22 protein-coding genes and 4 pseudogenes are annotated in these 25,021 nt (G+C 69.9%); 20 read left to right on the top strand and 6 right to left on the bottom strand.

Annotation, left to right across the window (positions count from 1 at the left end; translation table 11 throughout):
* Positions 1-905: 905 nt before the first annotated feature.
* Complete coding sequence (locus J7I97_RS10040) at positions 906-1,064, bottom strand: hypothetical protein (RefSeq protein ID WP_214932948.1); 159 nt, start codon at positions 1,062-1,064, stop codon at positions 906-908.
* Positions 1,065-1,318: 254 nt separating this feature from the next.
* Between J7I97_RS10040 and J7I97_RS10035 the strand changes: the two genes are divergently transcribed.
* The 9 genes from J7I97_RS10035 to J7I97_RS38290 all read left to right on the top strand — a co-directional run bounded on the left by J7I97_RS10035 (position 1,319) and on the right by J7I97_RS38290 (position 10,025).
* Positions 1,319-1,843 carry an NUDIX domain-containing protein gene (locus J7I97_RS10035; RefSeq protein ID WP_214932947.1) on the top strand — a complete coding sequence of 175 codons (525 nt, stop codon included), beginning with the start codon at positions 1,319-1,321 and terminating at the stop codon, positions 1,841-1,843.
* A gap of 11 nt (positions 1,844-1,854) precedes the next feature.
* The gene (locus J7I97_RS10030) at positions 1,855-1,998 is read left to right on the top strand and encodes a hypothetical protein (RefSeq protein ID WP_214932945.1); all 144 of its coding nucleotides are present in this window, start codon (positions 1,855-1,857) and stop codon (positions 1,996-1,998) included.
* A complete protein-coding gene (locus J7I97_RS10025; protein WP_374195453.1) occupies positions 1,995-4,028 on the top strand; it encodes an ABC transporter ATP-binding protein in 2,034 nt (677 codons plus the stop codon). Before J7I97_RS10030 ends, J7I97_RS10025 begins: the two co-directional genes overlap by 4 nt.
* 172 nt (positions 4,029-4,200) lie before the next feature.
* Entirely contained in the window at positions 4,201-5,655 is a 1,455-nt protein-coding gene (locus J7I97_RS10020; protein WP_214932943.1) for an NUDIX domain-containing protein, read from the top strand.
* A gap of 154 nt (positions 5,656-5,809) precedes the next feature.
* Positions 5,810-6,598, top strand: a complete 789-nt coding sequence (locus tag J7I97_RS10015; RefSeq protein WP_214932941.1) for an MFS transporter — start codon at positions 5,810-5,812, stop codon at positions 6,596-6,598.
* Between the two features lie 87 nt (positions 6,599-6,685).
* Positions 6,686-7,486, top strand: coding sequence for a hypothetical protein (locus J7I97_RS38305; protein WP_251058660.1), 801 nt, complete (start codon positions 6,686-6,688; stop codon positions 7,484-7,486).
* Positions 7,487-7,597: 111 nt separating this feature from the next.
* Positions 7,598-8,146: a hypothetical protein gene (locus tag J7I97_RS38300; protein ID WP_251058659.1), complete on the top strand. Its 549-nt coding sequence runs from the start codon at positions 7,598-7,600 to the stop codon at positions 8,144-8,146.
* Entirely contained in the window at positions 8,146-9,210 is a 1,065-nt protein-coding gene (locus J7I97_RS38295; protein WP_251058658.1) for a hypothetical protein, read from the top strand. The genes J7I97_RS38300 and J7I97_RS38295 overlap by 1 nt, the downstream gene beginning before the upstream one ends.
* A 197-nt stretch (positions 9,211-9,407) precedes the next feature.
* Positions 9,408-10,025 (top strand): hypothetical protein, encoded by a 618-nt coding sequence (locus tag J7I97_RS38290; protein ID WP_251058657.1) that lies wholly within the window; start codon positions 9,408-9,410, stop codon positions 10,023-10,025.
* A 76-nt stretch (positions 10,026-10,101) separates the two neighbouring features.
* Here the strand turns inward: J7I97_RS38290 and J7I97_RS10000 are convergent, their stop codons facing one another.
* On the bottom strand, positions 10,102-11,022 hold the full coding sequence (locus J7I97_RS10000; RefSeq protein WP_214932939.1) for a TetR family transcriptional regulator: 921 nt from the start codon (positions 11,020-11,022) through the stop codon (positions 10,102-10,104).
* 115 nt (positions 11,023-11,137) lie between these two features.
* Between J7I97_RS10000 and J7I97_RS09995 the strand changes: the two genes are divergently transcribed.
* Positions 11,138-11,533 (top strand): VOC family protein, encoded by a 396-nt coding sequence (locus tag J7I97_RS09995; protein ID WP_214932937.1) that lies wholly within the window; start codon positions 11,138-11,140, stop codon positions 11,531-11,533.
* A 38-nt stretch (positions 11,534-11,571) separates the two neighbouring features.
* Here J7I97_RS09995 and J7I97_RS09990 read toward each other — a convergent pair.
* The 3 genes and pseudogenes from J7I97_RS09990 to J7I97_RS09980 form a co-directional block, all read right to left on the bottom strand.
* Positions 11,572-12,195: pseudogene (locus J7I97_RS09990) on the bottom strand (IS982 family transposase); the annotation flags it as partial.
* A gap of 1 nt (position 12,196) precedes the next feature.
* Positions 12,197-12,930: pseudogene (locus J7I97_RS09985) on the bottom strand (IS110 family transposase); the annotation flags it as partial.
* A gap of 587 nt (positions 12,931-13,517) precedes the next feature.
* Positions 13,518-13,769, bottom strand: a complete 252-nt coding sequence (locus tag J7I97_RS09980; RefSeq protein WP_251050825.1) for a hypothetical protein — start codon at positions 13,767-13,769, stop codon at positions 13,518-13,520.
* A gap of 631 nt (positions 13,770-14,400) precedes the next feature.
* On the opposite strand from J7I97_RS09980, the gene J7I97_RS09975 reads away from it, so the two are divergent.
* The 5 genes and pseudogenes from J7I97_RS09975 to J7I97_RS09960 all read left to right on the top strand — a co-directional run bounded on the left by J7I97_RS09975 (position 14,401) and on the right by J7I97_RS09960 (position 19,431).
* Complete coding sequence (locus J7I97_RS09975; RefSeq protein WP_251050822.1) at positions 14,401-16,218, top strand: amino acid transporter; 1,818 nt, start codon at positions 14,401-14,403, stop codon at positions 16,216-16,218.
* Positions 16,219-16,620: 402 nt separating this feature from the next.
* Positions 16,621-18,039, top strand: a complete 1,419-nt coding sequence (locus J7I97_RS09970) for an ATP-binding protein (RefSeq protein WP_214932933.1) — start codon at positions 16,621-16,623, stop codon at positions 18,037-18,039.
* Positions 17,927-18,589 (top strand): annotated as a pseudogene (locus J7I97_RS40210) (tetratricopeptide repeat protein); the annotation flags it as partial. The gene J7I97_RS09970 and the pseudogene J7I97_RS40210, both read left to right, overlap by 113 nt.
* A gap of 88 nt (positions 18,590-18,677) precedes the next feature.
* The gene (locus J7I97_RS09965) at positions 18,678-18,986 is read left to right on the top strand and encodes a hypothetical protein (protein ID WP_214932932.1); all 309 of its coding nucleotides are present in this window, start codon (positions 18,678-18,680) and stop codon (positions 18,984-18,986) included.
* 52 nt (positions 18,987-19,038) lie between these two features.
* On the top strand, positions 19,039-19,431 hold the full coding sequence (locus tag J7I97_RS09960) for a hypothetical protein (protein ID WP_214932963.1): 393 nt from the start codon (positions 19,039-19,041) through the stop codon (positions 19,429-19,431).
* 5 nt (positions 19,432-19,436) lie between these two features.
* Here J7I97_RS09960 and rpmF read toward each other — a convergent pair.
* Positions 19,437-19,506, bottom strand: a pseudogene (gene rpmF, locus J7I97_RS38285) (50S ribosomal protein L32); the annotation flags it as partial.
* Positions 19,507-19,874: 368 nt separating this feature from the next.
* On the opposite strand from rpmF, the gene crcB (J7I97_RS09950) reads away from it, so the two are divergent.
* From crcB (J7I97_RS09950) to J7I97_RS09930, 5 genes are all read left to right on the top strand, one after another.
* A complete protein-coding gene (gene crcB, locus J7I97_RS09950; protein ID WP_214932930.1) occupies positions 19,875-20,360 on the top strand; it encodes a fluoride efflux transporter CrcB in 486 nt (161 codons plus the stop codon).
* A complete protein-coding gene (locus tag J7I97_RS09945) occupies positions 20,357-20,704 on the top strand; it encodes a DUF190 domain-containing protein (protein ID WP_214932929.1) in 348 nt (115 codons plus the stop codon). Before crcB (J7I97_RS09950) ends, J7I97_RS09945 begins: the two co-directional genes overlap by 4 nt.
* Entirely contained in the window at positions 20,701-21,075 is a 375-nt protein-coding gene (crcB, locus tag J7I97_RS09940) for a fluoride efflux transporter CrcB (protein ID WP_214932927.1), read from the top strand. Before J7I97_RS09945 ends, crcB (J7I97_RS09940) begins: the two co-directional genes overlap by 4 nt.
* Positions 21,076-21,403: 328 nt before the next feature.
* A complete protein-coding gene (locus J7I97_RS09935; protein WP_214932925.1) occupies positions 21,404-22,594 on the top strand; it encodes an NAD(P)/FAD-dependent oxidoreductase in 1,191 nt (396 codons plus the stop codon).
* Between the two features lie 9 nt (positions 22,595-22,603).
* The gene (locus J7I97_RS09930) at positions 22,604-23,542 is read left to right on the top strand and encodes a sigma-70 family RNA polymerase sigma factor (protein ID WP_214932923.1); all 939 of its coding nucleotides are present in this window, start codon (positions 22,604-22,606) and stop codon (positions 23,540-23,542) included.
* The last annotated feature ends 1,479 nt before the right edge of the window (positions 23,543-25,021 follow it).

The following is a 25,021-nucleotide window of genomic DNA, read 5'->3' as shown; positions in this document are numbered from 1 at the left end:
CGGTGTGGCGGTGACGAGCGTTGGCCCGGCCAGGCGTGCGCGGCCGACGAGGAGGGTGACCGCGTATTGAAGGCCGGTGTTGCCCGCCGGTGCGACCTCGGCGGCGTAGCTGAGACCGGTCGTGGCGCTGCCCGAGGCGTAGGCCGTCGCCAGGACGGCGGGCGGGTGCGTGTACGCCGTGGCGACCGTGGCGGGCCCGGTGGAGACGGCGCGCGTGTCGGTCGCGGTCGGACGCAGCGTGAGCGTGAGCGTGCCGGGTGCGAGCGTGAGCGGCGCGCCGGCCACGTCGAAGCGCGACGCCACCGCGGCGGCTGACGGCGCGGCCTGAGCCGCGGAGCCGCGCCACACCTCGGCGCCCCCCCGCGGCGAGCGTCGCGACCGCCCCGGTCGCGCCCGCGCCGCCCGGTGCCCAGGCCACGTCGAGCGCGGTGCCGTCGCACGTGACGGAGACGATGGACGGCGGCTGCCAGAGGACCGCGACGGTGTTGGAGGCCATCGACGGCGGGTTGCCGACGACCGCGATCCAGTACTGGCTGCCGGGTTTGAGCATGTAGCCGGCCCGCCCCTGGTCCCACGTCCCGCTGGTGTCGCCGGCGGGGACCGCTTTACCGACGGCGTACCGGTCTTCCGGAACCGCGGACGAGAAGAGCTGCGTGGCGTACGGGAAGTTGGACGGGGCGCCCGTCCCGCCACGTTCGCGGACGGCGGGTGCGGGAGTGCCGTCGCCTGCCTGCCAGCGGAGCCTGAGAAACCAAGGATCGCCAGGCACGTACTCGACACCGGTCAGCACGACGTCCAACGGGGTCACGACCGTCTCCTCGCGGGTACGCACATCCCGACCGTAGGCCGCCGCCGCAGACGGGAGTGCCTCGACGCGGAGCGCCGGGGCCATCGGGTGTGTCCTTTCACTCGCTGTGATTACTGCGGCGCCCGCCTCGGACCTGCCCTGTCCCGCTCGCCCGAGCCTGGGTCCGGGCCGCCCAGGACATCGCGGTGAGGGCTTCCACGACCTGCACGGGTTCCCCGGGGTCGATCGTGAGGACGGCGAGCAGAACTTCGGTCACAGACCTTGACCTGCCCCTGTCGGCAGCCGTCTGTCGGCCGCTGCCGAGCACCAGCGCAAGTACCTGATCGGGTGCTGGCCGCAGGCATCCACTCGAACGTGTGAGTTCAACGGGTGTCATGCCCAGCGGGATTGGCCTGCGTACCGATTTCGGATTCATGTTCGAAGTTTTCGCCCCTGCGGGGCCGTTACGACACCCGGGCGTGGCGGGTTGTTCGACCATCGCTCGGTTCCGCGTCAACCCAGGGAGGATCTGTGCCGACACCGCCCTACCCCCGTACGGCCTCTGCTCCATTCGAACAGGATCCTGCCGCGCCGCCTCGCACCGGGCCCGGCTACCGGCCGCTAACGGAGGTGGTGCTGCTCGCGCTGCGCTCCGACGGGCGGGTCGCCCTGGTCCGCCGGGCCGGATGCCCCGACCAGGGGCAGTTGGCCCTGGTGGGCGGGCGGCTGGAGCCGGCGGAGTGGCTGGACGAAGCCGCGTGCCGGCAGGCCTCCCACGCCCTGGGCATCCAGGTGGACGTGCAGGACATCGAGCTCTCCGGTCTCCTGCACTACCGCAGCGAGCAGGGCGCGGGCCGTCTCTGCACCATCTTCGCCACGCAGCACTGGTCCGGCGAGCCCCGCAACGCCGCACCGCTCAAGCACAGCGAGGTGGTGTGGGCCGATCCCGGCGGCCCCCCGGCCGACTGCCGGCCCCTGCCCCTGACCCATGCCGTCCTCAACCAGTACGTCGCGGGCACCCTTTACGGAGCCCTCGCCATGCCTGCTGCCGGATGAGGGAAGCCAGCATGAACACAGCGGACGGAGACGGGGCTGGGGCGGCCACCGCCGAAGGCGTGGCAGCACTCCAGGCGGCGGAGTACGGAACCGAAACGGAGCGGGTGATCCGGGAGCCCGCCGGGCTCTTCATGACCAGAGACGCGACCACATGAGCACGACCGGATGCGAGGGGGACGGCATGAGCAAGGAGACCAGCGGCGAGGCCAGTGAGGGGACGGTGTCGGACTCGGAGCGGCTGCTGTTCGGCGGCGAGCTCGCGTACGACATCGGCTGGGAGAAACACGAGGGGGCCTGGCTGAAGCTCGGGCTGTGGACCATGGCGAGGAACTTGCCGCGCATGGTCGGGATGGGCGTGCGTCTTGCGCACCTCGCCGACGCCCGCGCCCTACGGATCGTCCTGGGCGCGGAGCTGGGCCGCGGCCTCGGCCAGGCGGCCGGGCTGATCGCGGTCAACAGCGTGCTGGGCCACATCCTCGCCGGAGGGACGACGAACGAGCGGCTGACCCGTGCGGTGCCCTCGCTCGCGGTGGTCGCGATCATGGCCCTGCTCGGCTCGCTGCTGCGCTCTGCGTCCACGGCCGCGACCGGGGCGCTGGAGCCGAAGGTGCAGCGGGTCGCGACGGAGCGGTACCTCGCGCTCGTGCACCGGGTGGAGTTATCGGCCATCGAGGACGACGAGTTCCACCGGCTGCTGGACGCAGCCCGCTACGGCGCCGACTCCGCACGGCGGATGATCCGCTACTGCACCAACACCTTGAACTCGGCGATCTCCCTGATCGCGGCGGCAGGCGTACTGACCGTGCTGCACCCCGTGCTGCTGCCGCTCCTGGTCGTGATGACCCTGCCCAGCGCCTGGAGTTCGCTGACGATCTCCAAGCAGCGGTACATCTCCTTCCACACCTTCGTCCAGCACGCGCGGGCCGGACACCTCCTGGGCCAGCTGCTCACCCAGCAGGAGGCCGCTGCCGAGGTCCGCGTCCACGAAGTCGGCCCGTTCCTCCTCGGCCACTTCCGGAGCATGGCCGAGACCAGCGAGCGCGAGCAAACTCGCCTGGCCCGCAAGGCCGCCCGGATCGGCCTGATCGCCGACGGCGCCGGCGGGCTCGCCACCCTGCTGACCTACGGGGCGCTGGGGCTGCTGCTGTGGAGCGGGGCGATGGACCTCGCGGTCGCCGGCACCGCGGTCCTTGCGATCCGGACCGGCGCGTCCAGCCTCGACAGTCTCGTCCTGCAGATCACCGACCTTCATCAGGAGTCACTTTTCGTCGCCGACTACGAGCGGCTGTGCGAAGAGGCCGAGGCGCGGGCGATTCCGGCCACCGGTGAGGCGCTCCCGGAGGACCTTGGGGAGATCCGCTTCGAGAAGGTCACCTTCACCTATCCGGGCAGCACCGGTGAGACGCCGGAGCCGACGCTCCGCGAGGTGTCGTTGGCCTTCCCGATGGGCAAGGTCATTGCCCTGGTGGGCGAGAACGGCTCCGGCAAGTCCACGCTGATCAAGCTCCTGGCCGGCCTGTACCTGCCGGATCAGGGCGGCGGCACCATCTGGTGGGACGGGGTCGATGCCGCGAAGGCCGACCGCGGGCAGATCTTCGCGCGGGTCGCGCTCATGTCCCAGTCGTTCTACCACTGGCCGTTCACGTTCCGCGTGAACATCGGGATCGGCCGGCCCACCCGTCCGATCGAGGACCAGGCGGTGGAGGCGGCCGCAGCGTACTCCGGCGCCGACGACGTCCTCGCGGGGCTGCCCCGCGGTCTCGGTACTCTCCTCGCCCGCGGGTACCGGGGCGGGCACCAGATCTCCGGCGGACAGTGGCAGAAGATCGGGATCAGCCGCGCGAAGTACAAGGACGCGCAGATCCTCGTGGTCGACGAGCCCACCAGCGCCCTCGATGCGGTTGCTGAGCAGAAGGTTTTCGATCAGATCCGGGCGCTCGCCGCGACCGGCCAGACCATCGTCCTGATCACCCACCGGCTGCACTCGGTGCGGCACGCCGACCTCATCCACGTCCTCAAGGACGGGCAGGTCGCCGAATCCGGCACTTTCACCGAGCTGATGGGCGAGAACACCGGGACGGGCGACTTCCGCAGCGCGTACCTCGTGCAGGCCGCCGCCTTCGCGGACAGCCTGCCCGCGCCGCGCGACGGCTCCACAGAGACGAAAGCAGGTGGCCGCCCTTGACCTCCGCGTCACCGGTCTTGGGCCGAACGGACGCCGACGGCCCGACGGGCGCCCGGGGTTCCCCGCGGCAACGGGCGTCCACACCCCCCGACGAGTCAGCGAAGGCGGGCCCATGAGACCCGCCGGCCCGCTCCCACCACCCCCATCCGCCTCCCGGAACTGTGAGGTCACCTTGCCGCCCACCCGCTCCCACATCCGTGAACTCGTCACCTCCTACCTGAAGCACCACCCCGGCGAACAGGCAGCACTGGCAAACCTGTTGGGTGCTCTCGAAGCCGAGGCCGATCCCACGGTCCGCGCCACCCTCCCGGGACACGTCACATGCAGCGCCATCGTGATCGACCAGGACCGGCGCGTCCTGCACATCCACCACAAGGCCAGCGGCGGACTAGTCCTGGCGCCGGGCGGCCACGTCGATGCCGAAGACCGGACGCTCCTCGAAGCAGCGCTACGCGAAGTCCATGAGGAGGCTGGGATCCCGCCCGCCGCCCTGTGCACCACCGCCGAGTTCCTGGGCGCGCCCATTGACATCACCGTCCACGACATCGAGGCCGGACCGGCCAAGGGCGAACCGGCCCACCAGCACTACGACTTCCGGTTCGTGTTCTACCTGGCCGACGCCGACGTCTCCGCCAGGATCGCCCTACAGACCGAGGAGGTGTCGGGCGCGGAGTGGCGGCCCTTCGATCAGATTTCGTCGCCGACACTGCGGGACAAGCTGCTCGCCTCACGTCTCGACGGCCGTGTCGAGCCAGTGAACGCCTCCGCCTTGGTCCACGACGGCGCCGGCCGGTATCTGCTGCACCTGCGCGACAACTACCCGGACATCTGGGAACCGGGGGCGTTCGCGCTCTTGGGGGGCGGCCGTGAACCGGGGGACCTGTCGCTTGAGGACACCGTCCGACGCGAACTCGCCGAGGAAGTCTTCGGCCTTGAGATCACGGACCTGGAGCCGTACGCCGTCGACCAGGCCACCGGCGTCGACGGCCTCGCTGTGCCAATCCAGGTCTTCGCCGGCAGGTGGCGCGGTGACCCTGACGCGCTGGAACTCCGGGAGGGCGTGCTGCTTCGATGGTTCACCCCGGACGACCTGCCCCGGCTGCGCCTGAGCCCGTCAACTATCGACCTCGTACGCCAGCACGCGGCGCAGCAAATCGCGCCGGGCCCGGGCCCGGCGCCAGCCACGCATGCGGCCGTCCTCAACGTCCTGGGCGTGCACCTTTACCTGGAGGACGACGAGGGCCGGGTGCTGCTCGGGCTGCGGCACCCGGATTCGGCATTCGCCGGGGATACGTGGCACTTCCCCGCGGGTCATTGCGCGCAGGAGCCGGCGGTCGCGTGTCTGGTCAGGGAGACCCTCGAAGAGACCGGCCTGGTCATCGACCCCACAGACGTCGAGTACGCGCACGCGGTCCACCTCGTCGACTCCCCCGGCGCCCAGCCCCGCTTGGGGCTCGTCTTCCGGACCCGCCGGTGGAAGGGAACCCCGGAGGTCCGCGAGCCCGACAAGTGCCTCGCCTGGAAGTGGTGGCATCCCGAAGAACTGCCGGAGCCGATCGTTCCCTACACCCGGGCAGCGATCGACGGAATCGCTGCCGGGCGGCTGTATACGGAGCTGGGCTGGTGAGCGCGGCCACCACGCACGGCGTGACCACCCACCTGTTCCGGCTCCCGGCCCGGAACGCCGCAGCGGGTCGTGCCGCTGCCGGAGTCACGAGCACCCCGCCGCACGGTGATGGCCGTGTGGTCCGAGCGGCCGGAGCAGGACGAGGAGGTGCTCCGTGACCGCCCGCACTCAATCCGCCGTGCCCGCCGCGACCTCGCTGTGGCGGCACCACGACTTCCGCCGGTACCTGACCGGCCAGACCGCGAGCGTGGCGGGCAGTTCGGTCAGCTCGATGGCCATCCCGGTGCTGGCCTTACTCGAGCTGAACGCCACCACCGCGCAGGTCGCCGTGATGACGTTCCTGGGCCAGCTGCCGCCCGCGCTGCTGGCTCTGCATGCGGGCACGCTCGGCGACCTGTACTCCAAGCGGCGGCAGATGATCACCGGTGATCTGATCAGTGCCGCGGCGCTGGTGACCGTTCCGGTGGCGGCCGCTCTGGACACGTTGACGTTGTCGCACCTCATGGCGGTCGCCGCGGTGCAAGGCGCGGCGGGTGTGCTGCACGACGCTGCTGCGATCAGCCTGCTGCCGAGTCTGGTTGACCGGTCGCTGATTCAGCGGAGCAACAGCCGTATTGGGGCGCTGTTCTCGGTCGCCGCGACCGCTGGCAGCAATCTCGGGGCCGCCCTGACCACTTTGCTCGGCCCGGCGCGGGCCCTGCTGGGCGATGTCGGGTCCTTCCTCATCAGCGCCTGGTGCACGGCCCGTATCCAAACCCGCGAACCCGTCCGCGCCCGCGCCCGCGCCGACGATCGCCGGCTGCGGGCGGAGATCGGCGAGGGCCTGCGGTACGTGTACGGCGATCATCGGCTCCGCACCCTGACCCTGGTCAACGCGACCACGTCGTTCGGCCTCGGCCTGCTCAACACCCTCTGGGCGCTGTACCTGTTTGTTCCCGCTTAACGACAGTGTTGCTATCTGCTCGACGGTACCGGCGACCTGCTCCTTTGCTCTTTGCAGTGAGCCGGGTTGCGTTGATAGTCATCGGCCATGCATCAAGCGATCTACTCATCGGCGAAGTGGGAGTCCTGGGGACTCGAGTTCAGGCCAGCGATCCCCGAGGGAATGCCCTTGCTGTTCGACGACGACCTGCTCTTCGAGGACAGCAACGGCAGCCGACCAGTCAACGTGATCAACCAATGGGCCTGTGAGCTTCCGACCAACGGAGTTCCGGCGCCGAAATCGTGGCCGTACTACGTCCGCACGGTCCGGGAGTGGCTGGAGTTCATATCCGAGCACGGAGTGTCCTTGTTCGACACCCGCACACGCCTCAAGGCGGTGTTGGGCAGCTACTCCGTGTACCGCGCGCGTGGGCCGATCCAGCACCGCTTCGCGGCATCTACCTGGAACCAGAACATCGGCATCCTGGCGGGGTTCTACAAGTGGGCCGCAGGCGAGGGGTTCGCCGAAGCGGAGCCGTTCACGTACCGGCAAGGGGTGTCGGCCTTCGCCGGCCAGATGCGGCGGGGGCTGGCCAACCAGGCGCGACGTCGGCAGGCCAAGCCGCACGTGACGATCAAGTACCTCGACGAAGGATTCTCGGATCTGTTCTTGAAGGGGCTGGCGGGTCTTGCCCCGGATGGGGAGCGTGACCGTGCCTTCCGAGGCCGGGAGCTGACACGCAACGCCGCTGTGGGCCGCATGGTCGTCTCCAGCGGGCTGCGTAGCCAGGAGTTCACGTATTTGCTGGTCTGCGAGGTGCCGGCGCTTCCGTCCCGGCGTACCGCTGTACCGGTGTCGTTTCCCGTCCCTGAAGGGGTGACCAAGGGCAGCAAGTACCGGGAGACGTAGATCGACTACGACGCGCTGGCTGAGCTGTGGTCCTACATAGAGCTCGACCGGGCGGCTGCCGTCATGGGTTCGTCGTGGGGCCCGCCGACCGGGTGGGGGGAACCGCTGATCGTGACGGAGGCCGACCGCCGCGGCGGGCGGGTGAACGGGGCCAGGGTGCGGTGGGCATCGCTCGGTCCCGCCGAGCGGCGGCGCCTGGTGGCTCCGGACGGGGGCTCTATGCTGCTGTCGGTCTGGGGGAAGGGCGCTCCGTTCACCACCTGGTCCACCGTCTTTGCCCGTACCGCGGATCGGATCCGCGCGCGGTACGAGCCGAGATTCCCGCACGTCACCCCGCATCGGCTGCGGCACACCATGGCCATGGCGACGATGGCACGGCTGGTGCGCGGCTACTACGAGCAGGCCGCGCGGCAGGTACGGGACACCGGAGACGATGCGGCCCTGGCTCACTACCTGCGCACTACGGAGCCGCTGCTGATCCTGCGTGACTTGTTGGGTCACGTGAGTTCGCTGACCACGGAAGCGTATCTGCACCGTCTCGACGTGCTGCGGCTGTTCGGCTCTCTGTACCAGCGCGTCGGCGAGGAGTACGGACTGCTTGACGACGAGACCAGCTCGGAACTGGCGGCCGAGTTCGACAATGAACTGGAGCTGGTCTGATGCCGGCTACCGTCACGGAAGATCCGCTCGGCCTGCATTGCATCTTCAGCGACGGCGCGGAGATCCGGCAGCCGGTGAGCGTGCGAAAGCCGATCCGGAATCCGCTGCTGGTCCGGACCCTGCTGGAAGGCGCCACGGACCTGGTTCATCCGCACGGACGAGTGGACAGCGCCGACTCCATCAGCATGCATTTCACGGCGATTCGGCAGCTCGACACGTGGTTGGCCGAGGCGGGGTTCACAGGTTCGGCGTCCGGACTGACACGGGCGCTACTCACCCAGTACTGGATGAGCGGAGTAAGGCCCAGCCTGGAGAGCGCCCAGCGGGCGATGCTCAGCTGCGCCGACGACGAGCAACGGCTACTGCCATCGGATGTCCGGGCGCTGGTCGAGGGCCGGCTGTTCAACACGAACAAGCGGTACGAGCCGCACCAGCCGTACACGGAGACGGAGTGGGCCCGGCTTATCCGCACCTGCCGGGACGAGGTCGATTCCGCATACCGCGCCTTTCGCTCGGCCCGCGACCAGGCCGCCCCGCACGACGGGCACCAGGACTCGTTCCGCGCCCGGCCCACTCATCACTGGCTGGTACTCCACCACGGCCCCGAGCCCCTGGTGAGGGAGATGGCCCAGGACAAGTGGCTCTTCCGCGCGCGATACGGGGCAGGCTTGCGCGCCGTACTCGATCCCCTGATACCGCCACTGGACGTGATCATCGCCTACCGGCTGCTGTTCGGCGCCTACACCGGAGTGGTCCCGGACGGGATCGCGGAGCTGGGCGTCGGTGACCTCGACTGGGCCGGTGACGCGCAGATCCTCCTGAGCTACGTCAAGGGCCGCACCGCCCCGGAGAGCCTGCCCCTGTCGCGGCAGGCCACCCGACTGCTGGAACAGTGGCTGGATCACTCGTCGGTGGCGCGCCGCTTCGCCCCCGAGGAGCTGCGGGACGAGCTGTGGGTACGGTTCACTCCCGGTGGCACGCGGAAGGGGGAACGCTGGCTAGCGAAGTCCCCCACGCAACTGATCGGTCTCCTCGTGGATCAAGCGGCGGCAGGCCAAGGATGAGCAGGGCCGGCCGCTGCAGATGACCGGCGACGACGGCCAGCCCCTGCGCCTGCATCTGCACCGCATCCGCACGACGCACCACGCGCTTCGGGACCGCTCCCACTGGCGGGGCAGCCCGACGCGCCACGCTGGATCCGAACCGGTCGCCGGCCGTCGAAGGCGATCACTACCTGACGAACACCACACCGGCACAGGCCGTGGAGGTCGAGGACATCATCGCGATGGCCCAGGGCGATCTGGCGCGGCGGGCCCAGCCACCGGTGGTGCTCGCGTCAGGCGAGGTCGCCGAACTGGTCCGCGACTACCCCGAGCATGTCGCCCGGCTCGGCCTGGACAACGGCGCGCTGGCCCAGCTGCTGTCCGGCGAGCGGGACGTGTTCACCGCGGCGTGCGGGGACCAGCTCTCCGGACTGCACGGTCCGAAGGGCAAGCCCTGCCCCGCCCGCCCCTGGGTGTGTCTGCTGTGTCCGCTCGCTCTGTTCACCCCGCGCCACCTGCCAAACCTGATGAGGCTGCGGGCCTTCTTCTCACGGCATTGGCAGCAGATGACCACCGATGAGTTCATGCCCGTCTTCGGCCCCTTCGCCCACCGACTCGACGGCATCCTCGCTCCTGGCGTCCACTTCACCAAACGGGCCCTCCAGGCCGCCGCGGCCGAGATCACCGATACGACGACGAGCTCCCCATGCGCCCCGAGGAGCGCACCTCACGACCAAGATCTCCGCCGCGCTCACCGGCGCCGCCTCATTCTCCGTCTCCGTCCTCGCCGGCGAGGACGTCTGCGCCGCAGCCGGCCTGCCAGTCCAGCCGGGTAGGCCGCGCCCGGTGTTCGACGATCACGTCTGGGAGTTCACCGGCATCACCGGACTGCCCCGCTATCTGGTGCGTAGCTCACAGATCCTGGTCTTCACCGACATCCTCAACCCCCGGTGGTGGAACGTGGCGAAGGAGTTCATCTTCGCCCGCCTGGCCCCCGCGCATCCCGCAGTGCGGGAGTTGCCGCATGCCTACCGCACTCCCGTGCTGATCGCGACGGTCCACGGACGCCTCGCGAAGCTGACGGGGTGGCTCAACTGGCTGGCTGAGCAGGGTGTGGAGAGCCTGAGCGAGGTCACGCAGCAGCACTGCGACGCCTACCTGGAGCTGCGTAAGAAGGTCCGCGACAAGCACGGAGTCGTTATCCGCGACAGCAGTCCCGGATACCGCATGGACATGGTGGCAGTAGCTGCAGCCGTTGAACTCGGCGACGGCGAGAGCGATCCGCTCCTGTATGCCGGCGGAGAGGACCCCCTCCTTCAGGGCGCCGAACAGGCCGAGGAAGCCCTTGAGGGCTGCCGGGCTGTTGGCCATGGCCCGAGCCATGTTGGGGGTGACGCCCAACGTCCGCTGGGTTGCTTCGAGTTGCTCGGCGGCGGCGCCGGTCGCGGTGGCCGGGTCGATTGAGCCGAACGCGGTGGCCGCAACCTCGCGCAGCGTGTCGCTTTCGGGATCGACAGTGACGGCGGCGACGGCGCAGCCGCTGCCGGTGGTGGCGGCCTCGATGACCGGACGGACGAAGGTCAGGAAGGCTTCCACGACGGCGTGCGGGCTGCCCGCGGGCAGTGCGGCGAGGTGGGCGCGGATGTCCTGGCCATTGCGGGTGGCGGCCTCCGCGACGAGCTGGGCTTTGCCACCCGGGAAGTGGTGATAGATGGCGCCGCGTGCGGCACCGCTGTCACGCAGGAGCTCGGTGAACGACATGCCGGCGACGCCTCGCCATTGGAGCGCCTGCACCGCGGCCTCCAGCATGCGGCCTCGAGTCTCTGTCGCCATCCCAGCCTCCTCCGGTGATCGATTCCAAGGGTTAGTTGTCGTAGCGATCCCGGACTTGCCGGATGGGCGGCGCGGCCCCATAGGCTGAGCCCCGTCCGCACTATCTGGGAGAGATATGACAAGTAGGTTCACCGAGTTGGCCGTTGACTGCCACGATCCGGAGAGACTCGCGGCCTTCTGGTGCGAGGTCCTGGACTTCAAAGTGATCGACCGGAACGAGGGCAAGGTCGAGATCGGCTCCTGGGTACCGACCGTCGAGGATGTTCGGGCCCGCCAGATGTCGCCCACCCTGCTGTTCATCCAGGTGCCCGAGGCCAGAACCCTGAAGAACCGGCTTCACCTCGACGTCAGCCCGATCGACGGCAGCACCGACGACGAGGTGACCAGACTGCTCGGCCTCGGCGCCACCAAGACGGATGTGAGCCAAGGCCCAGACCGAAGCTGGGTGGTCATGGCCGACCCCGAGGGCAACGAGTTCTGCGTCCTGCGCACCCTGGCACCGCCCAAGTAGATGATCGATCCCAAGGGTTAGTGGTCGTAGGCGGTCAGTTAGCGCAGGACGGGCTGTCCGGTCTGGTCGTTGTGCCAGATGGCGGTGGTCAGCGTGAGGATGCGCTGCATGACGCGAGCGACGACGCCGGCGGGTGTGCGGCCGTGGTGCTGTTCGAGGTTGAGCTGGCCCTTGAAGCTCTCGTTGACCGAATCGATGACCTGCCGCAGTGGTTTGAACAGCTCGGCTCCGGGCCGCTCCGGTTCGCCCTTGCGGGTCGGCCGCAGCAGCCGGATGTCCAGCTCGGCCAGCTGGTGCTCGAAGTCGCGGCCGAAGTAGTTCTTGTCGCCAATCAGGGTCTGTCCGGGGCGGCGGGCCAGGAGGTCGGGTTCGGCGGCCAGGAGGTCAAGGAGGGTTTCTCGTTCGTCGGCCTTGGCTCCGGTCAGGGCGAAGGCGATGGGCAGCCCCTGGAGGGTGCAGACCAGGTGCAGGCGCAGGCCCCAGAAGAACCGGCTGTGGCTGGCGCAGTACCCGTACTCGGCCCATCCGGCCAGATCGGAGCGTTTGACGGTCTCGCGGGAGCGGCCGCACTCCACCGGTGTGGAGTCCACGATCCACACGTCGTCGCTCCATACGGAGGTGTCGGCGGCCAGCAGCCAGGCGACCCGGCGGAGCAGCTCAGACGGCGTTCAGCTGCACCAGCAGGGCCTTGGCCTGGATGCCCATGGCCTCGTCCACCGCGGGCAGCTGCCGGGCTGCGGGCTGCCGGAACAGCGTGTGGATTCGCTCAGCGTCCTCGTTGATGCCGCGTTGGCGGCCCGCAGCTTCCAGAGCGGCAGCTCAGCGGCCATGGCCGGGGTCGGTGCGGCGGCGAGGGTCTTCCGCGCGTCCGGCCGGGTCAGTCCACCGGCCTTGTGCCGCCACGCGTCCAGAGCCGCCGGGTAGTACTCCCGCAGCAGCGAGCGGAGCTGGTTGGCGATCTGCTGCCGGTTCCAGACGGAGTCCTGGTGGGCGCGGGCGAGGACGGCGATGGCCTGGGCCAGGTCGCTGTCGGCGGGCAGGGGCCGGTGCATCGGCATGTCCGTGCGGATGATGTCCGCCAGGACCAGGGCATCGCCCGGGTCGGACTTCTTGCGGGAGACGCCGTGCCGGTCACGATAGCGGGAGGACGCCATCGGGTTGATCGCGAACACCTGCCGGGCCCCAGCCCGCAGGGTGGCGACCAGCAGGCCGCGGCTGGTCTCGATGGCCACCGGGATCGGCGTCTCGGCGCTGTCGCCGTGGTCGGCCATCAGGTCCAGCAGCAGCTGGTAACCGTCCAAGTCGTCGTCGATCCGGCACTTGGCCAGCAGCTTGCCGGTGTTTTCAATGATCGCGACGTCGTGGTGCCCCTCCGCCCAGTCGATCCCGCAGAACACGTCCGTACCCCGTCCCTTCTCCGGTGCTGTTCTTGAAGGCGAGCACGCGGGGCCGCACGGCGCACTAATTCCAGGGCTCCAAGGTCCGCCACCTCATCAGCCGTGCGCGGCACCGCCAGACCGCACGGGCGCACGCCGTGTCCAGAGCTCGAAGCTCGTGAGGAGAAACGCGTCACCGTGCGGCAGCTCATCCATCGAGGATCCCGAACCCGTCGGGCCCGTGAGGGCAGAACGTGCGAGGACCGGCCGGCACCCAGCGCCACCGGTCATTCCACAGACCTCGTACGGTAGGAGGTGTCGTAGGGGTCACCACGGCACCGACCGGACCACACACGTCCTGCCCTGGCAGACGTCGCCCGCCGGGCCCATCAGAGATCCAGAACCTCTAATTGCTATCGAATTAGAGGTGTCGTTCTTCGGAACAGGCTTGCCCACGGGGGCTGACCTGGGTAGATGACCGGTCGGCGTTTTGGGGGGGTTCACACCTCCGGCAGTACCTCCGGTCCCCCGCCCGATCTAACCGTTCAGCCGCGTTCAGCCGTCTTGCGGTGCAACCCCACCGACCGCCCCAGCGGGCCGTCGCGCGCCTACACCGGGCGGCGCCCGGGATCAACCAGCTGCCGCGGATGTTCCTTCCCCGCAGCCCGGCACATCGTCGACGGTGACATCCAGGCGCAGTCGCTGGAAGCGCGCGGGTGGCGGAAGACCCCGCCACGGTCGATGGCCCGGTCGACACTGATCTCCGCCACCAGCCCGGGGCGGACCAGGACTACGTCCAGGACGTCCTTGCTCCCCCAGGCCGAGGCGAACCGCACGCCCTTCCAGGGGTAGCCGGGCATCGGCCGGGGCCAGATGCTCAGCGACCTGCCGGGCCGCGTCCGGGCGCAGTGGGACGGTGCGGCCAATGGTGCGGAGCCGGCCGGTGTGGTCGTGGCGGCAACCCTCAGCCCGGCCCGTACGGTGCGGGCACCGCACTCCGCGACGTGTGACGGGTCGGCACTCCTGGTTGCGGTCGTTCGGGTGAAGCGCGGGCCCTTTCAACGGCCTTCCGGGGATGCGCAGGTCTTCTCGTGTTCGGCGAGTGCCGGGTAAATGCCTCGGGTTCGGCTCTGGCTCATGCACGGCCACAAGCCCGGGAACCAACCAGTCGAAGGCCAGCGCCGACACGCCGGTGGCACCGCCAGGGAGGAACACCTCGACCTCGACCGGCCAGCTCGGCGCGGCAGGTCGCATACTCGATGATCGTGCGCACTGACCCGACCGGTGAGCTGCGCCGACGGGAACCAAGGAAGGCTGACGGAGCATATGAAAGACCCGAACGAACCGCTCGTGCCCGAGGTCGTGGACAGTCCGGCCCTGAGGTCAGAGCCAAGGGGTCGTCTTGCGCAGTGGATGCTGCGGCATCAGGTGCAGCCGGTCGGACCCGCGGCGGGTGAAGCTCATGTCGAGCCGCATGCCTGGTGGAAGGTGATGTGCCTGACCGGTGTCGACTACTTCTCCAGCCTCGCCTACGTGCCGGCGATCGCAGCGCTGGCGGCCGGCGCCGTCTCACCTCTGGCGACGCTGCTGATCGTGGCGTTGACCCTGCTGGGCATGCTGCCGATGTACCGGCGCGTGGCGAAGGAGAGTCCGCACGGGGCCGGGTCTGTGGCGATGCTGGAGGATCTGCTGCCGTTTTGGTGGGGCAAGCTGTTCGTGCTGGTCCTGCTGGGTTTCGTCGCCACTTCATGGATCATCACGATCACCCTGTCCACGGCGGACGCCTCCGTCCACGTGGTGGAGAATCCCTTCTTTCCCCAGGCCCTACACGGCCACGAGGTCGCCCTTACGGTCGCTTTGCTTCTGGTCCTGGGTGGGGTCTTCCTCCTCGGGTTCAGCGAAGCCGTCAAGGTAGCCATCCCCTTGGTGGCGGTGTTCCTGGCACTCAACGCTGTTGTCATCGCCGTCGCCCTGACGGATGTCTTCAGCACACCCGCCGCTCTCTCGGCCTGGACGGATGCCCTCGCGGAAGGCGGAGGCGGCTTCGGCGACCTCGTCGGCCCCGCTTTGCTGGCCTTCCCGCTGCTGGTGCTGGGCCTTTCCGGGTTCGAGACCGGGGTGAGCATGATGCCCCTCATTGCCGCGGAAGGCGCCGACGCCGAACAACGTCTGCGCTCCCGTATCCGCAACACCCGCCGAATGCTGACCACCGCCGCGCTCGTCATGAGCGTGTACCTGCTGGCCGCCAGCTTCGTGACCACCGTCCTCATCCCCCACGAGCAGTTCGAACCCGGCGGCGCAGCCAACGGCCGCGCCCTGGCCTGGCTCGCCCACGAGCATGTGGGGGAGGCGTTCGGCACTGTCTACGACATCAGCACCATCTTGATCCTGTGGTTCGCCGGCGCCTCCGCGATGGCCGGGCTGGTCAACATCGTGCCCCGCTATCTGCCCGGCTACGGTATGGCCCCCGAATGGGGACGCGCGGTACGCCCAGTCGTCATCGTCTACACCGCCTTGTGCATCATCATCACCATCGCCTTCGACGCGGATGTCGACAAGCAAGCCGGCGCCTACGCCACCGGCATCCTGGCCATGATGGTCTCCGGCGCGTTCGCCGTCACCGTGTCCGTCGTACGCCACCGCAAGCGCACGGCCGCCGCCGGATTCGCGCTGCTCACCGCGATCCTGCTCTACGCCCTGATCGCCAACATCATCGACAAGCCCGACGGCATCGCCATCTCCGGCCTGTTCATCCTCGGCATCATCACCATCTCGCTGGTCTCACGCGTCTCCCGCACCACCGAACTGCGCGCCGACCGCATCGTCTTCGATGCCGACACCCGCCGCTTCCTCACCGACACTCTCGCCCACGACCAGGCCATCAACATCATCGCCAACCGCCGACAGGCCGGCGACGAAGCCGAGTACTCCGACAAGGAACACGAACAACGCGGCACCAACCCCGTGCCCGGCCGCGCCGACGTACTCTTCCTCGAAATCGACGTCGTCGACCCCTCCGACTTCAGCGACACCCTCACCGTCTACGGAGTCCAAGTCGGCCCCTACCGCATCCTGCGCGCCGAGGCACCCGCCGCCCCGAACGCCATCGCGGCCATCCTCCTCGCGCTGCGCGACACCACCGGCGTCAAGCCGCACTGCTACTTCGCCTGGGCCGAAGGCAGCCCCCTGCTCCACATGTTCCGCTACTTCCTCCTCGGCCGAGGCGACACCGCCCCGGTCACCCGCGAAATCATCCGCAGCCACGAACCCGACCCCGACCGTCGTCCCGGCATCCACGTCGGCGGCTGACCTGTCCCTGGGGCGGTGGCAGCCGCCCTATCCGGTAAGCCGAGATTATTCAAGCCTGGGCAGGCACGGACCGGTTGTGTCACGCGCCCCGCATCCGGCGCCTAGGATGCGGGGCGCGTGACCCGGTCTGCTGTTGCTTACGCTCACGTCAGAGGGGAAGCACGGCCAGGGCCATGGCGGCGGGTCCCGGGCCGCTTTGTACGCCAGTCTCGCGAAGAGCCCGCATGACGCTGGCGACTTCAGCGACGGGGCGGCACTGCGCGGAACAGGATCCGGCGGCGTCTACAGCCAGGTGATCCACAACGGTGGCGCGGGTGCACAGGGCCCGGGGGCAGCCGTGACCGTCAACCACCACCATTACGCACCCGGCGGTTCGCCGGCCCAGGCGCCAATCGGTGAATCTTGACCGAGCCGCACTACGAACAGCACCTCGCCGCCGGCGCGGTGGCGGCACAGGGCCCGAACGCGACCGCGACCGTCAACCACTACTACGGGACGCGGCTGCCCACGATCGAGGCGTTACCTGCCCCGGCCGCCCCCGACACCGCATGGCTGATGGCTCAGCCCAGCCGCCTCCTCGACGCGCGTAGCCACGTCGTCCCCTTCATCGGCCGGAAGGCCGAGCTGGAGCGGCTGCGGCAGTGGCGGGACGCGCGAGACGCGCGGCTTTCGGTGCTGCTGCTTCACGCTCCCGGTGGGGAGGGCAAGACCCGGCTCGCCACGGAGTTCGCCGAATACTCCCGGAGCCCGGACCTGCCGACGGCCGAGCGCTGGCAGGTCCTGCAGGCGGGATTCCGGGGCGGAGCCTCGCCCACGGGCGACGTGGCCGCCTCCCCCGCAGAGGGGGCCGGTGTGCTGCTCGTCGTCGACTACGCCGACCGCTGGGCGCACAGCGAGTTGGAACGCCTGCTGTCCGAACCCGTCCTGCACCAGCAGCGGCCCACGCGCGTCCTTCTGATCGGCCGCACGGTCCGCTGGTTCGCGGCCCTCCGCGGTGAGCTCGCCGACCGCCGCGCCGCCGTCGGCGACCTGCCCCTTCCCTCCCTGGACGCGGATCGGCTGCGGATGTTCACCGCCGCTCGGGACCGCTTCGCCGCAAGTGACCTGTACGACCTGCCGGACACGGCAGGCGTCGGACCGCCCGCTTCCCTGAACCGCCGTGACTTCGGCCTGACGCTGAACCTGCACATGGCCGCCCTGGTCTCCGTCGACGCCCACACGCGCGGTGAACGGCTGTCCCTCGCGGAGCCGCACGAGCTGTCGGCGTACCTCCTGGACCGCGAATACCGGGCGTGGCAGCGGCTGTTCGACGCCGGTGGACACGGGCAGGACTACCGGACCCGGCCCGCGGTCATGGCCAAGACGGTGTTCACCGCCGCCCTCACTGGTGCGGTGAGCCACGACGCCGGGACGCAGGCGCTGCGCGCCCTCGACCTGCCGGGCCACCCGCAGGATCTCCTCCTCGACCACCGGTTCTGCTACCCGCCCTCCGACCGCGAGCTGGTCCTGGAGCCGCTCTACCCCGACCGGCTCGCCGAGGACTTCCTCGGCCTGCTCACCCCCGGGCACGACATCAGCGCGTATGACCCGGACCCGTGGGCGAGCGGGGCCCCGGCCGTCCTGCTGGACGGTGAGCGAGGCCGTCGCCGCCTGCGAACGGGCCGCGGCCACCTTCCGGGGCACCGGCGCGCGGCTCCTCGAGGTCGCGATGCTCACCAACCTGAGCAATGCACTGACGGCCGCGAAGCGGTTCGCCGAGGCCGCCGATGTCAGCCGGCGTGCCGCCGCTCTCTCCGTCGAGACCGGCGACGGCCGCCGTGAGGGCCCACCGCTCCACAACCTCGGCAACGCCCTCCTCAGCCAGGGGCGGTACGAGGAGTCCATTGTCCCGACGCAGCAGGCCGAGGCCATCTACCGCGAGAACGGCAACCGCCCCCGCGAAGCGGACTCCCTCAGCAACCTGGCCGACGTCCTGTATGAGACCGGCCGGCTCGACGAGGCGATCACCGCGTACCGGCGTTCGGCCGCGCTCTTCCACGAGACCGACGACCGCGGCAAGGAAAGCCGGGTGCTCAGCCGGCTCGGCACCGCCCTGCTGCGCACGCGGCGCTACGACGAGGCCGTCACCGCCACGCAGCAGGCCGCCGCACTCTTCCGCGAGCTCGGCGACCGCACCGGTGAGGCGTCGGCGCTGATCAACCTCGGCAACGCCTGTACGGAGACGAGCCGTTATGCGGAGGCCGCCACCGCCTGCGGGAAAGCCGCCGCACTCCTGCGGGAGACCGGTGACCACGAGCGCGAGGCCCATGCGCTGGCCAACCGCAGCGAGGCCCTGGCCAGAGCGGGGCGGTTCGAGGAAGCCGTCACCTGCGAAGAGGCCGCCGCCGGTTACCGCAAGGCGGGCAACCGCGAACGCGAGCGCGTGATGCTGCACAGTCTCGGCACCCCATCTCTTTCAGGTGCACCGGTCCGCCGAAGCGATCACCGCGTACCAGCGGGAGCTCGGGGTCTGCCGGGAGCTCGGCGACCGCGACGGCGAGCGGGCGGCGTTGCACAGCCTCTCCCTCGTCCTCGTGTACGAGAGCCGGTACGCGGAGGCCGCGCCCGTCTGCGAGCAGGCTGCCTCCGGCTACCGCGAGGCCGGCGACCGGGGTCGCGAGGGCGAACTGCTCGACCGGCTCGGGGCCGTGCTGCTGGAGCTGGGGCGCGTCGAGGGAGTCCGTCGCCGCCCGCGAGCGGGCCGTCACCGCCTTCCGTGCCGCGGGTGACGCACGCGGCGAGGGAGCGGCGTGCAGCGAACTCGGAGAGTGCCTGGTCCGGTTGGGGCGGCATGCGGAAGCCATCGCCGCCGGCCTGTGCGCCGCCCGGATCCACCGGCGGTCCGGCGACCGCCCCCGGGAGGCGCACGCCCTCACCATCGTCGGCCTGGAGGGTCAGGGAGAGCCGCAGAAGGCCATCACCGTCTGCTCACAGGCCGCCGAGATCTTCCGGGAGGCCGGCGACGGCCGCGACGAGGCCGAAGCGCTGCTCCATCTCGGCAGTGCCCTCTCCTCGGCAGGCCGGGAGGCGGAGTCCATGGCCGTCGTGCAGCAGGCCGCCGTCCGTTACCGCGAGTCGGGCGACCCACGTGGCGAGGGCCTGGCTCTCTACCGCCTGGGCGAGGCATTCGTGCGCACGTACGTGGCGACGGCCTCCTCGCATCGTGACGGGTAGGCCCGGCGTCGCCTTCCACTGGGCTCGGCGGTGACGGGCGTTGCTGCGGGACATCTTCCGCTTGGGGACGGCCATGGGATCTCCTTCTGGTCCAGGCCGCACTCGTTCTTGGCGGCCTGGAAGCACTCCTCGATCTGCCAGCGCATCCCGGCGACCCGTGCCAGGTCGGCCACCGCGGTCTCCCGCGGTGCGTAAGCGAGGAAGTAGGCCGGGATGCCCAGCACGACCGTGGACCCGCAGGTCCAGGCCTGCATGTACCTGTCTGCGGTGTTGGTCGGGGAGCCGGCGGCAGGCTACCGTTGTCGTGTCGGTGGCCTGCGGGCTGCCGCGCGGCGGTGGGGCCCGCCGTACCCGAACCGCGGCACCGGTGCCGCCAACGGTCCCTGCTTGCGACAGCGCGCCCCGGTATGCCCGGTGGCCCGGCGAGTAGGAGACATGCGTTCATGACAACCCCGCACACGCCCGCCATGAATGAGCCCACGGATCCAGACGTCGATCTTCACGTCCCTGCGCAGCGGCACGAGTCGTGGCGGCAGCAGGTACCGGTGACGGCGGTCGTCGCGCTCGGCGGGGCGATAGGCGCCTCGGCCCGCTACGGGGCGTCCCTGCTGTGGCCGGCCGCGGCCGGAGGCTTTCCCTGGACCACGCTGGGTGTCAATGCGCTGGGCTGCGCGGTGATCGGCGTATTCATGGTGGTGATCAGTGACGTGTGGGCGGCCCACCGGCTGGTGCGGCCGTTCTTCGGCACCGGGGTGCTGGGCGGGTTCACCACCTTCTCGACGTACGCCGTGGACATCCAGAAGCTGGTGGCCGACGGCCGGGCCCGCACCGGTCTCGCGTACATGGCACTGACGCTGCTGGCGGCGCTGGCGGCGGTAGCAATCGCGGCGTGGGCCACGCGCCGTGTACTGGCATGGAGGCAGGCATGACCAGACTGACGGGCCGCGCGCTCCGCGTGACGATCATCGTCGGTGAGAACGACATCTGGCACCACAAGCCGGTGTACACCGAGATCGTCCACCGCGCGCACAAGGCGGGACTGGCGGGAGCCTCCGTCTTCCGCGGGATCGAGGGCTTCGGCGCCTCCTCGCTGATCCACACCCAGCGGCTGCTGTCACTGAGCGAGGACCTGCCGGTCGCGGTAGTGATCGTGGACAGCGAGGAACGCGTGAGGGATTTCCTGCCGCAGTTGGACGAGCTGGTCGCCGAGGGGCTGGTGATCCTCGACGACTGCGAGGTCATCCGGTACGTCGGCAGGGAGAAGGCGAAATGAACTGGCTCCTGGTGATCGCCGGCGCGGCCGTCGGCGCCCCGCTGCGCTACCTGACCGACCGGGCAGTGCAGGCCAAGCACGACACCGTCTTCCCCTGGGGCACCTTCACCGTCAACGTCGTGGGCTGCCTGATCCTCGGTGTGCTGACCGGAGCCGTCGCGGCGGGGGCAGCCTCCTCCCAGGTGCAACTGCTGGTCGGGACCGGGCTGTGCGGCGCGCTCACCACGTACTCGACGTTCTCCTACGAAACCCTGCGCCTGGTGGAGGACGGGGCGAAGTTCTTCGCCGCCCTCAACGTGATCGCCAGCGTGGTCGCCGGCCTGGGCGCCGTCTTCATCGGCCTCTCGGTCGCGAACGCGCTATGGGCGTGAGCCGGCACTCCGGCCCTGGTGCTCTGTCGGCCAACCGTGTGCCGGTCAGGCTGCGGCGCGGGACACTGGAGGTGAGCGCCGAGCGTGCCGGTGATGGGGCTCACCGCAACCGCGGCTCCTGCCGCTGACGGTCCTTGGTTGACACCTCGACGAAGTACCCGGCCGTAGTTGGCCATCGCCCCGTTTCGACTGCCCAAGACAGGCCCAAGCGCCTGTCGGAGGCTCAGCCGCCCGTCTCAGTTCGGTGACCCGCGTCACACCCGGCTCCTGTCAGCAATCGGGGCGCCGTCTCGTTCAAGGGGCACGCAAACGAGACAGGAGCAACGCCATGAAGCATCGCATCGTCGTACTCGGCGCCGGATACGCCGGGGCCTTCGCCGCCGGAAACCTGGCCCGCCGGCTCTCCCCCGCCGACACCGAGATCACCGTCGTCAACGCCGTGCCCGACTTCGTTGAGCGGATGCGGCTCCACCAGCTCGCGATCGGCCAGGACCTCGCGTTCCGCAAGCTCGCCGACGTATTCGCGGGCACCGGGGTGCGGCTGCGCCTGGCGCGCGTCACCGGCGTCGACCCCGAGCGCAGGACCGTCGCCGTGACCGGCGAGGACGGCGACGGCGAGCTCGCGTACGACACGCTTCTCTACGCGCTCGGCAGCTCCGTCGCCCACCATGGCGTCCCCGGCGTGGCCGAGTACGCCTTCGATGTGACCGGCCGGTCCTCGGCGCTGTGTCTGCGCGAGCGCCTGGCCGGCCTGGGCGAGGGCGGCACCGTGCTGGTCGTCGGTGAGGGGCTGACCGGCATCGAGACCGCCACCGAGTTCGCCGAGTCCCGGCCCGACCTCTCGGTCGCGCTCGCCGCCCGCGGCGAGCTGGGCGCCTGGCTCTCCCCGAAGGCCCGCCGCCACCTGCGCCAGGCCTTCGACCGGCTCGGCATCACCGTCCACGAGCACACCGGAATCGAAGCCCTCGAGCCGACGCGGGCGATCGCCGCCGACGGTACGTCCATCCCGGCCGACGTGACCGTGTGGTCGGCCGGGTTCGCCGTGCACCCCATCGCGGCCGCCAGCGGCCTGGAGGTCGCCGAGACCGGCCAGATCGTCGTCGACCGCACTATGCGCTCGGTCTCGCACCCGGACGTCTACGCCGCCGGTGACTGCGCCTACGCGATCGGCGAGAACGGCCAGCCGCTGCCGATGTCCTGCGCCTCGGCCGGCTTCACCAACATGCAGGCGACCGCCGCGATCATCGCGCGCCTGACGGGCAGCGAGGTCCCGACCACCGCGCTGAAGTACCACGGCAACCACATCAGCCTCGGGCGGCGGGACGCGATCTTCCAGATGGTGGACGGGGACGTCCGGTCGAAGTCCTGGTACCTGGGCGGCCGGACCGCCGCGCGGCTCAAGTCGGGCGTGCTCAAGGGGGCCGGGTGGGGCATCGCCCACCCGACCTTCGGCATGCCGAAGCGCAAGCGCCGCCTGGCCACCGCGCCTGACCGGTCCGGTGTGAGGGTCGCCGCATAGACTGTTGGCATGGACAGCGCAACCATCGATCGGTTCGAGGCCAGCCGGGGCCGGCTGGCCTCGCTCGCGTACCGTCTGCTCGGCTCGGCCGCCGACGCCGAGGACGCCGTGCAGGACACGTTCCTGCGCTGGCAGGCCGCAGACCGCGAACGGGTCGAGGTGCCGGAAGCGTGGCTAACCAAGGTCGTCACCAATCTCTGCCTCGACCGGCTCCGCTCGGCGCAGGCGCGCCACGAGCAAGCGGCCGGTGCCTGGCTGCCCGAGCCACTCCTCGAGGGCGACCCGATGCTCGGCCCGGCCGACACCTTCGAGCAGCGCGAATCGGTGTCCTTGGCCGTACTGACCCTCATGGAGCGCCTCTCGCCGGTCGAGCGGGCCGCTTACGTCCTGCGTGAGGCCTTCTCGTACCCCCACGCCGAGATCGCCGGGATCCTCGACATCACCGAGTCCGCGAGCCAGCAGCATGTCCACCGGGCCCGACGTCGGGTCACCGCCGAGCGCCGCGGCGGCGACGAGGTGGACCCCGCGTCCGCGCGCCGGGTCGTCGAGGAGTTCCTCGCCGCCGCCACGTCGGGGCGCACCGAACGGCTGGTGGCGCTGCTCACCGACGACGTGACGGCGGTCTCGGACGGCGCCGGACTGGGCAAGCGGCTGCTGCGGTACAAGACGCGCGAGCGGGTCGCCTCCTACGTGCGGGCCGGCTTCAAGCCCACGCCGGCGAAGCGGCGGCTAGCCGGCGGCTCGCCCGCGATGCATATCGCGCGGGTAAACGGCTCCCCGGCCGTCCTCGCCGTGGTCGACCACCGGGTCGTGGGCGCCGTGGCGTTCGAAGTCAGCGACGGCAAGGTCGCGTCCCTGCGCGGCATCGCCGCCGCGGACCGGCTCGCGCGCCTCAACGAGGCCTGGCGGCAGCACGAACCCGACGCGCCGGTCATCAACGCATGGTGACCAGAGCCACCGGAATCCAGTGCTGAGTCGGAGCGAGGACGGCACCCCTTCGGCCCCCGCGCTGCACAGCAGCACGGGGGCCGAAGCACGTCGGTCTCCCGAATCAGACTCGGTCATGCAGTTCGGATCCCCGATGGCCAACTATCGGTCGACACAGTGGCCAACTATGAATCGTCACGGAGGGCTGACCAGGGCGGATCCGAGCGCCCCTGGCCACCTATCGCTCGAAGTCACACTTGAGCCCTTAGCGTCCAGGGTGCGGGCGAGTTCGTCGGCGTAGATGTCCAGCAGTGGCCTGAGCTGCCGGTAGAGGTGCATGTCGTCTCTCTCGAGCCAGTGCCTGATGGAGTACCGGTCCTTGTCCCAGGCCGCCCGGAGTTCGTATCGCGCTTCGCCTCGGGAGGGCATGGGGCGAACCGTGTCTCGCCCTGCGTGACTTGGGTCCAGACGTAAGAGGTGACGGCGAGGCGCTTTCGGGCATCGGAGATGTAGCGGGAGCCTGGCCAGAGTTCCAGTTGGCTGGTGATCTCTGTCCAGTCGGCTTCGGGGAGCGACCAGTCGGCGAGGCGTTGGCGTCGGGTCTGGTAGTTGGTCAATGGTGCAGCGGCGAGGTCGATGGCGATTGCGTCGACGGCCCTCTCGAAGTCATCCGGGTGTCCGTGTCTGCGAACCCAGGTACTGACCTGGGCACCGAGCCCTTCGCCGATCACGCCGAGGCCGAGGAACTGGGCGGCGTCGGCGAGGCCTCTGCCCAGAGCCGATAAGGCCGCCCGGTCGGACGTCCAACAGCCAGCAGGCTCCCGCAGCGAGCACGAAGAAGTCCGGGATGTGCGAGCCCTTTCCCTCCGACGAGGAAAACCGCAGACGAAACGGCTGGGCCAGCACCTCGTCGAACCCGCCCATGAAGTCCAGGACCAGGAGCAACCAGCGTTCAGCCAGACTCTCGAAGCCATGCTGCCGCCCGGTCGAGACCAGGCACTCCAGCCCAGGACGATGACGCTGACCGGTCCGCCAGGCGAACCGCCGCACCGGCACCGACGCCATCGCCGGCCCGGCCGACAGATCCTTCACCGGGACGATGACGTCGGACTTCCCGACCTTCCACGTCACCGTCCACCTACGCGACCACCCCGGAGCCAGATCCAGGCACTTGGTGGCGGAGCCGGGCAGCGTGTACGGAAGCGCCTGATCGGCCAGCTGGCAGGCATGAGACCACACGGGCCCTCCCGGTACCTCCGCGATCCGTGCTCCGTCCACGGCGCCAGGACACCGCAAACACGGCCCGTACACCGAGAGAAGGCCGAAACCAACATCGACAACCAGGCACTACCGGTACCCTCCGCGCCCGCACTCAACTCGCCAAATCAACCGCTCAGTCACACCAGTGTGACTGCGCGCTTCAGTTGGCGGATGAGCGTGATACCTGGCGGGGCTGAGTGCGATACATGGCGAGCGCGATGAGCCGGGACGCGATAGTTG

The sequence above is a fragment of the Streptomyces sp. ISL-87 genome, from assembly GCF_018614095.1.
In the GTDB taxonomy this organism is placed as follows: Bacteria; Actinomycetota; Actinomycetes; order Streptomycetales; family Streptomycetaceae; genus Streptomyces.
The sequence above is the reverse complement of the archived record's forward strand: the minus strand, read 5'-3'. Positions and strand labels throughout refer to the sequence as shown.